The 1,422-nt window shown below is 63.9% G+C and carries 1 protein-coding gene; it reads right to left on the bottom strand.

Translation table 11 applies throughout. From position 1 onward, the window contains the following. Positions 1 to 81: 81 nt before the first annotated feature. Positions 82 to 1,332: a Zn-dependent hydrolase gene (locus EOC06_RS34695; RefSeq protein ID WP_128309930.1), complete on the bottom strand. Its 1,251-nt coding sequence runs from the start codon at positions 1,330 to 1,332 to the stop codon at positions 82 to 84. Between the last annotated feature and the right edge of the window lie 90 nt (positions 1,333 to 1,422).

Raw genomic sequence — 1,422 nt, 5'->3', positions numbered from 1 at the left:
ATGTTGGATATGGAGGTGGATCCGCCTTCCAGCCCAGCAGCACGTTGAGCGTTCGGTCCTCATCAAGATTGCGCCGACCTCTCACCCGACGATCTCCGCCGTCTCCACCACGGCGTGGAACAAAACGTCGGCCCCGGCCGAGGCCCATTCCTTGGTGATCTCCTCCGCCTCGTTGTGGCTGAGGCCATCGACGCAGGGACACATCACCATGGCGGTGGGCGCGACGCGGTTGATCCAGCAGGCGTCGTGGCCGGCGCCGGAGACGATGTTGCGATGGGAATAGCCGAGGCGGTCGGCGGCATCGCGGATCGCCTTGACGCAGCCGGCATCGAAGGTCACCGGATCGAAAGCGCCGACCTGTTCGATCTCGTAACGGATGTCGAGTGCATCGCAGATCGTGTCGATGCCTTCCCGGATGCGGCCGTCCATGGCGTCCAGCACTTCCTTTTCCGGCGAGCGGATGTCGATGGTGAAGACGGTGCGGCCGGCGATGATGTTGCGCGAGTTAGGATAGACCTCCATGTGGCCGACCGCGCCGACGGCGTCCGGCTGGTAGTCCATGGCGATCTCATGCACCAGTTCGATCACCCGGGCCATGCCGAGCCCGGCATTGCGGCGCTTGGGCATCGGGGTCGAGCCGGTGTGGGCTTCCTTGCCTGTCAGCGTCACCTGCAGCCATTTAAGGCCCTGGCCATGAGTGACGACCCCGATGTCGATATCTTCGTCCTCGAGGATCGGACCCTGTTCGATATGCAGTTCGAAGAAGGCGTGGATCTTGCGATCGCCGACCTTCTCGCTGCCTTTCCAGCCGATGCGCTCGAGCTCCTCACCGAATTTCTTGCCCTGCTTGTCGACATGCCCGTACACATCGGCCTGGTCGAGCACGCCGGCGAACACGCCGGACGCCATCATCGCCGGCGCAAAGCGCGAGCCCTCCTCGTTCGTCCAGTTGGTGACGACGATCGGATGTTTGGTCTTGATGCCGAGATCGTTGAGCGAGCGCACCACTTCAAGCCCGCCGAGCACGCCGAGCACGCCGTCGTACTTGCCGCCGGTCGGCTGCGTATCGAGATGGCTGCCGACATAGACCGGCGGCAGGCTGGGATCGGTGCCTTCGCGGCGGGCAAACATCGTGCCCATTTCATCGACGCCCATTTCGAGCCCGGCCGCATCGCACCAGCGCTTGAACAGATGCCGCCCTTCGCCGTCTTCGTCGGTCACGGTCTGGCGATTGTTACCGCCGGCAATGCCGGGGCCAATCTTCGCCATCTCCATGATGGAATCCCACAAACGGTCTGAATTGATTCGCAAATTCTCGCCGGGTGCGGCCATGCTCTAAAACCTCATCGATTGCGGGGCGCCGGCGTCCCCCTCCCCCTCGAGGGGAGGGTGGCCGCGAAGCGGTCGGGTGGGGTCGGCTGA

This window comes from Mesorhizobium sp. M7A.F.Ca.MR.362.00.0.0 (assembly GCF_004023175.1).
Lineage (GTDB): Bacteria > Pseudomonadota > Alphaproteobacteria > Rhizobiales > Rhizobiaceae > Mesorhizobium.
The sequence above is the reverse complement of the archived record's forward strand: the minus strand, read 5'-3'. Positions and strand labels throughout refer to the sequence as shown.

Excerpts from the sequence above, each read along its gene's own strand:
- EOC06_RS34695 (WP_128309930.1), bottom strand. The coding sequence starts at position 1,332 with ATGGCCGCACCCGGCGAGAATTTGCGAATCAATTCAGACCGTTTGTGG.